The 6,225-nt window shown below is 58.4% G+C and carries 8 protein-coding genes and 1 pseudogene; 6 read left to right on the top strand and 3 right to left on the bottom strand.

Translation table 11 applies throughout. The features are described 5' to 3' along the window. The 3 genes and pseudogenes from A3A5_RS44635 to A3A5_RS0110675 form a co-directional block, all read left to right on the top strand. Positions 1-251 (top strand): annotated as a pseudogene (locus A3A5_RS44635) (transposase); the annotation flags it as partial. Positions 252-765: 514 nt separating this feature from the next. Then, on the top strand, positions 766-1,290 hold the full coding sequence (locus A3A5_RS41175; protein ID WP_081623858.1) for an ATPase, T2SS/T4P/T4SS family: 525 nt from the start codon (positions 766-768) through the stop codon (positions 1,288-1,290). Then, positions 1,262-1,657, top strand: coding sequence for a hypothetical protein (locus tag A3A5_RS0110675; protein ID WP_018310570.1), 396 nt, complete (start codon positions 1,262-1,264; stop codon positions 1,655-1,657). Before A3A5_RS41175 ends, A3A5_RS0110675 begins: the two co-directional genes overlap by 29 nt. A gap of 542 nt (positions 1,658-2,199) precedes the next feature. Here the strand turns inward: A3A5_RS0110675 and A3A5_RS0110665 are convergent. Beyond that, positions 2,200-2,679 (bottom strand): RES family NAD+ phosphorylase, encoded by a 480-nt coding sequence (locus A3A5_RS0110665; RefSeq protein ID WP_018310568.1) that lies wholly within the window; start codon positions 2,677-2,679, stop codon positions 2,200-2,202. Beyond that, entirely contained in the window at positions 2,676-3,134 is a 459-nt protein-coding gene (locus A3A5_RS0110660) for an antitoxin Xre/MbcA/ParS toxin-binding domain-containing protein (protein ID WP_232431311.1), read from the bottom strand. The genes A3A5_RS0110665 and A3A5_RS0110660 overlap by 4 nt, the downstream gene beginning before the upstream one ends. Positions 3,135-3,323: 189 nt before the next feature. Here A3A5_RS0110660 and A3A5_RS0110655 point away from each other — a divergent pair, with 189 nt between their 5' ends. Together A3A5_RS0110655 and A3A5_RS0110650 are read left to right on the top strand one after the other, a co-directional pair. Then, positions 3,324-4,457 (top strand): hypothetical protein, encoded by a 1,134-nt coding sequence (locus A3A5_RS0110655; RefSeq protein WP_018310566.1) that lies wholly within the window; start codon positions 3,324-3,326, stop codon positions 4,455-4,457. Continuing rightward, positions 4,454-5,281, top strand: coding sequence for a GSU2403 family nucleotidyltransferase fold protein (locus A3A5_RS0110650; protein WP_018310565.1), 828 nt, complete (start codon positions 4,454-4,456; stop codon positions 5,279-5,281). The genes A3A5_RS0110655 and A3A5_RS0110650 overlap by 4 nt, the downstream gene beginning before the upstream one ends. A 247-nt stretch (positions 5,282-5,528) precedes the next feature. Here A3A5_RS0110650 and A3A5_RS41170 read toward each other — a convergent pair whose 3' ends face one another. Further along, on the bottom strand, positions 5,529-5,936 hold the full coding sequence (locus tag A3A5_RS41170) for a transposase (RefSeq protein ID WP_081623857.1): 408 nt from the start codon (positions 5,934-5,936) through the stop codon (positions 5,529-5,531). Between the two features lie 58 nt (positions 5,937-5,994). On the opposite strand from A3A5_RS41170, the gene A3A5_RS0110645 reads away from it, so the two are divergent. After that, positions 5,995-6,225 (top strand): helix-turn-helix domain-containing protein (locus A3A5_RS0110645; RefSeq protein ID WP_018310564.1); only part of this gene is annotated, 231 nt, incomplete at its 3' end.

Here is a 6,225-nt window from a genome sequence, read left to right as displayed (position 1 = left end):
CTCTATGCTGCTTCAGCGCCGTGCAGGAACATGAGATTGACTCGAACTATCGGATCATCCGAACCTACGCCATCACCGCTCTCAAACCTGTCCTGCCAGCGGCGCTACTGGGACTGCGCTGGGCCAAGGCTGCGCTGAATGAGACCTTGGCCTTGATCGCAACACGTACCCATCGCGTGCGACCGGATCGCGCTAAACCACGTCCGCCTCGCCAGAAACCTCATCGACATGCCGCCTATAAGGCTTGCTGATGTCCTTATCTTGGGTGGATTGGGCGCCGACGCCCCACGCGATCCTGTTCGCTTTAGCAGCGCGGCGTATGCCTCCTCCGAGAATCGGATTCCTTTTCCCATGGTGCGTCAACGAAAGTCAATGGTCTTTCGAGGCTACGTGTGGAGATGGGAATGCAAGTCGGTCTAGCAACTCTACGGGCTGGCGAAGTGCGGTTCAGTGGCTGATGTCACTGCCGGAACGCGGTGTTAGGGCGCAGGTGATCTTTGCATGTTGTCGCTTTCGGCCCATGTACATTGCCAGAAGAGAGGCCACTACACGGTGGAGCGGCAAAGCATGGGCTTGGTGTGTATCGCGGTATCCGGCGCGACCTGCTGGCGATTGCGCAATTTACGGCTTCCGGCTATCCTTCGCAGCGGATACCTTCCAAGCCTGCCGGCGGGCTAAATCGGCGCAGCACTCAGACAGCAGGACGCCCTTCACTTGGTCGCATGTAATCGCCGGTATGCAGACCCGATCACGAAGGAATCGCTCATGCCGTCAATCATTTGCTCCGCCGAAACGGTGCACGAGATCAAGCGCGCCAGCCGCGCTAAATTCCCCCAGATCAAGAATGCCCACCTCCTCGAGGCGATCGCTCGCGGATTTGGCTTTGAGACATGGGCCGCGTTCAACACGGTCCTGAAGAACGCTTCAGAGCAAGCACCGCTTTCTGCCACGTTCACATCGGATCTCGCGCAAGGTCGATTGGTCGAGCTGGGATACCCAGAACTCGCTAGCCATTCGCCCATCTTCACAGTGATTCCGACGGAGGCGCGAGGAGATTCACTCCAGCGCCGTGGCCGTGCAATCCCAACGTTGCAAGATTTGGCCGAACGAGGGATGTTCACAGCCGACGAACATCAGGCCATCAGACGCCTCGCAGAGGGGCAGCATACGATTTTGGTTGCAGGCCCAACTGGTTCTGGAAAATCCACTCTCATGCACGCTATTCTAGACGTTCAAGCGCATCGTCGACCCAGGCGTAGGATTGGCCTGCCTGTTCCAGGAGGTTCGTGAGTTCGCCGACTATCCGGATAACGTGGTCCAGTATTACATGGATCCAAGGAAGTACCAGGACGGCATGCAATACCTGAATGTGGACGAGATTGCGGCCGAGGCGAGCGACCACGACACCCTATGCATCGACGATATGCGTGATGCTACGTACTCTGCGGTCGTGCTAAAGAAATGGCGAGACAGCGGGTACGGCGTCGCAACGGTCCATGCCTCGCTTGGGAGGGGCCTCGACCGTATTGCGACTCTAACGGCTTCGTTTGGTGGTCAGAGCACTCCGGTGATCGACGCGTGCATTTACCTGGAGCACAGGAGGGGTAAGCTGTCTGTTCACTCCATCGATCTGTCGAAAGTAGCACGCCGAGGCTGACCGAGACTCTATTTCAGTCAGTTGCGAAGGGTCATCGTCTCTTAGTGCTGCTCGACATACGCGCTACCGAGGCGAACATCCCGCACAGGAAAACACAGGCGCCCCAAGAAAAAGCAAAGCCGGAAGGCCGGCTTTGCTGACTAACTGAGGTCCGAGCCTATCCGGTGACCGTGCATGCGCAACAGTCGCAATGTCAGCGGGCTCGTGGCGCCGTACAGTACGCAGAAGACACCGCCGATGCCTGCAACTACGCGAAGGCCTGGCGTGACTACTAGGTTCCACAGCGTGTCCGGGAACGAGTCCGGCGCCGTCGACCACGCCAGTACGTTCAAGGCGACAGCGCACGCGGCCAGGAGCGTGACGCTTGCCAGATGAATCAATGCGATGCGTGTGTACGTAGTCATCGTTCTATTTTAGTCTATGCCAAACGTTCTATTCTCGTCGCGCTGTCGCTCAAACGTACCCGTTTCTGCGAGCCAACGGTTGCCTCTTGGGGGGTGCAGTGCCGTCAAAGCCGGGTAGCGTGCGCCGATAACTGCGTCTCAGGCGATTCCACTGAATGTCTGAGAGTCGATCAGGAAGGGTGTCGTTGAGACGACCTCGACGAGCTCCATGTCTTCGTGATTCGGGTTGAGCAACACGTTGAAGTCGGGAGGGCTGAGAGCTGACGGTACGCGCATTGCGAGCTGCTCCTGCGCGGCCAACCATTTCGCACCGATGGCAACTGTTGCGCGCGGCTCTCGCGCGAGGTCACCCCAGCCAGGCGGGGGCGCCGGCACGTGCGCGCTCTCGTAGAGGTCGTCGGGTAGCTCAAGGGTAACAAGGTGCAGGCGCCCGGCCTCCGGCAGCATGCCACCTGTATGGGTAAGCAGCTCGAGCAGGGCGGTCGATGCATTGCAGGATGCATAGACGACCCGCTTGCCGCGTGGACTCCAGCGCCCGCCTGATAGCGCGGCCCCCATGCCGTTGAGGTGGTCCTGGCCCCGGGCCGCGGCATCCGACACGAGTTTGTAGAGCCTCACGCCATCACTCCCTCACTGGCATGTAGCAGAACGTCCCTGACGCGGTCATATCCTGGCTGCGTGTCGAGCATCTCAATCGGGCGCTTGTGGCCAAGCGGGGCTAGAGGTCGTTTGATCCATTCGACCGCCCGCTTGTCGTCGCCGAACAAATCGCGCGCGATCTTGAGGATGATGAGCACGCGCGCAACGCGGTCCGACTCCGCCGGCGACAGGCGGCTATCGTCTCTTCCTCCTTTGAGCCGACGCTGGACAGTCGACGGCGCAAGCTTCAAGCTTTTGACGAGGGTCAGCAAGGGCACGTTCAGTACATCCTTTGCGAGGCGCTCGAGCACTGCTGCCTCCATCCCGGCACTTATGACGCGACACTGCTCGGACAGGTCGAGCATATCGAACATTTCGAAGTCCTGCGGTTGGGCGCCAAACCCGTTAGTACCAAAGTGATCGATAGGCTGCATTTTAACGTCCATTTGAGCATTCTATAGACACCATTCTAGCGCAACAATCATATGAGCATTTGCAAACGTTCAAATAGATGTGATCCGGCGTTTTGGGATTCACGAATCTTGCGGGGTAGCTGGGAGTCGACTAACATGGCCAAGTGAATTCACCCGGCCAAGGGAATTCACCCGGCCAAGTGAATCGATATGGAAACGACGAACATTCATACCTCCATCGCACGGCAGGCGCACAACGCTGTCCGGTCGCTGTTCCAGGACACTGGATGGGATGTGGTGGAGGCAAAGCAGCCAGACCACGGGGAGGACTTTGTCCTAACCAATACTCACGGCCAGGCGTACCACGCTGTCCTCAAGACGTTCACTGAGGGGCGGTCGGACCGCGTCACCGCATTCTTTGCCCAAGCGTTGTTGGAAGCGCGTTCTCGCGCGAAGAAGGAACAGGTGCGGCCTGCCGTGCTGATCTGGGTCAACACGTTGGTGCCGTCCCTGGTTAACCGCCTCGTCGATTTCCATCGTGAGAACGGCGACGGCGAGCCCTTCGTTTTGTTGTCAGCAGCGGGCGTCCAGTATGCCGAGTTTCCTGGGTTAAACCTCGATCTCGCCGAAAGGCCGACCCGTGTCCGCCTCCCCGCTCGCATGACAACGCAGAGACTGGTGTTCTCAGATCTGACCCAGTGGATGCTCAAGCTCCTCCTGGCGGTAGACATCAAGCGCGGAGACATGTTTGGCGGACCGGCTGTGCGGTACAGCACAGCAACGGACCTCGCGCGGGCGGCTGGCTGTTCTGTCAACACAGCGACACGGCTGGTGAACGCGCTAAGAGCAGAGGGCTTCATCGAATCCGGGCCTTTCCTAAATCTCGTGCAACGCAGGAAGCTAGTGGAGCGATGGAAGGCGCAATACCAAGAGCCAGCCTTGTCGCTGCCTATGAAGTTTTTGGCGCCCATGCCGGCCGATGCACAGTTGCCAAAGCTCCTCCAGAAGGAGGGCGGTGTCCTCGGTCTATTCGCCGCCGCAAAAGCGCTCGGCGTTGGCCATGTTCATGGGGTACCGCCGACAGTCTGGGTACCCAATCTGATGGCGGCCGACGATTGGCGCGCGTTACGCCGCGCCCGGGAGGGCGAGCGCCCGGACTTGATCATGCAGCAGCACAGTTTTCCACTGTCGCTTGCGCGTGGAGCCGTTGTGCGCGACGGCATGCCGGTCACAGACATAATTCAGACTTGGCTCGACGTCTCGGCCCACCCGTCGCGTGGCGCCGAGCAGGCCGCAGAGCTGGAACATGGCATTCTTGCAAACGTGATAGGAGAGGGCGCTTGAGCGAACTCGTTGAATTCAGCACACTCGCGGCGACTCTGGAGCCGTGGCGCCATCAGGTCGTTTTCATTGGCGGGTGGGCCTACCGGCTTTATCGCTACGAGCCCCGCGCGTACAAACCAGATTACGAAGCGATTTTTACGCAGGACGCCGATGTGGCCTACGCCAAGCAGGAAGCGCTTGAGGGCGACATTAAGAAGGCGCTTGAGGGCGCCGGCTTCAGCGAGGAGGCAAATCTTTCAGGTGGATTCAAACCGCCCGCGATGCGATACACGTTTGGTGAAGACGGATTCTACGCCGAGTTCCTGACGCCGCTGACCGGCAGCCCTAGGCGGCGCAATAAGGTGACTGGTGAGTTCGAGCCGGATGCAACGGAGGCGAACGGAGGTGTCGTCGCCCAGAAACTGCGCCACCTGGAAGTGCTGTTGCACGAGCCGTGGATGGTTACTATCCCTGCGGAGGATTCCGGGCTTGGCGAATCCGTGGTCGACCTACGCATCCCGAACCCGGTGAGTTTCATCGTTCAGAAGCTTCTGATTCGCGATGACCGTGTGGCAAGGAAGCGCGCTCAGGATGTGCTTTATGTTCACGATACGCTCTATATCTTCAGCGGAGCGATCGAAAGCGATCTCTGTCCTATTTGGAGAACCCTGGAAGCTGCGCTGACCGAAGCGCAACGTAAGTCCGTCCGTGCGGGCATTACGGAACTCTTCTCTGAAGTGAAAGACGTCATCCGCGATGCGGCCACCATCCCGAGCGATCGCAAACTCGAGCCCGAAGACATGCTCAAGCTTTGCCAATATGGCATTGGCGAATTGTTCAGATGAGCAGTGATCGTCCGCGGTGAGATCACTGTGGCCGGTGGCAGGGCCTACTGGATCTGCGGCTGAAGCAATTGGTTTCTTACTGTCCGCGCCGCCCCTCTCGGGGGCTAGACGGGTTTGATGCCGCCCCGCCGTCGCCGAACTACTGAGAGGAACCGTAATTCGCCAGACTGCGATTTCCAATAAATCAATGACTTAACCGCTAATTTCGTAAGTGCTCAATAACCCGGGGCAAAGATGTGCCTGCTGCTCATGCAGAAATAGGGAGGCGCTGCTCGAGGATGTGCGGCAGCAGGGGAATGTGATTGGTGTATGAGATGCGGTCGGTCAGGTAATTCCAGAAGGAGATTCCCAGCTTCCGACAGGTCTTCTTCAGGCTCGAGAAGGTGTCACGGCATTGACGACCAAGTTCGCTGCGTGTGCCGCCACTGATCTTCCGCTTTTTCACTTGATCGCGAATATCCCGTTCACTTCCGTTTGTATGCAGTGGCACTTCGGGGCGTTCCAGCACCAGCAGCAACTCGGCCTTGTTCTTGTGAATGCGCCTGAGTAGTCGGTCCAGCGTCGCGTAGCGGGTCTTTTGTATGAAGACCGCGTCAAAGCGCTTTTGCAGTTCGCTCTTGCGTTGACTCGTCGGATGCTGCTTGTATTCCTTCAGATCGGCATAAGTGTCTTGAGTAAACCAATTTCACGAATGAAAGTCAGATGCCAGTCACATGAAGAACGAGCTGGCATCGCCGATGAAGTGCACCATCGAACTGAACGACGTGGAGAAACGAACCTTGGAAGAGCTTGCGCTGCGGCATCCGTATGAAGACTTCAGGGTTAGAGGACAAGGCTTGTTGCTGCTCGGTGCAGGTCAACGAGTGCACGAGATCGCGACGCAGTTGGATGTGAGCAAGAAGACTGTGTACAACTGGACGAACGCCTGGCGCGAGAAAGGGCTG

It is taken from the genome of Cupriavidus sp. UYPR2.512 (assembly GCF_000379565.1).
Taxonomy (GTDB): Bacteria; Pseudomonadota; Gammaproteobacteria; order Burkholderiales; family Burkholderiaceae; genus Cupriavidus.
This window is presented reverse-complemented; position numbering and strand designations above follow the sequence as displayed.

What these genes read in the sequence shown, in the direction of transcription:
- A3A5_RS41175 (WP_081623858.1), top strand. Translation starts at nt 766, where the DNA reads ATGCCGTCAATCATTTGCTCCGCCGAAACGGTGCACGAGATCAAGCGC.
- A3A5_RS0110660 (WP_232431311.1), bottom strand. Translation starts at nt 3,134, where the DNA reads ATGCAGCCTATCGATCACTTTGGTACTAACGGGTTTGGCGCCCAACCG.
- A3A5_RS0110655 (WP_018310566.1), top strand. Translation starts at nt 3,324, where the DNA reads ATGGAAACGACGAACATTCATACCTCCATCGCACGGCAGGCGCACAAC.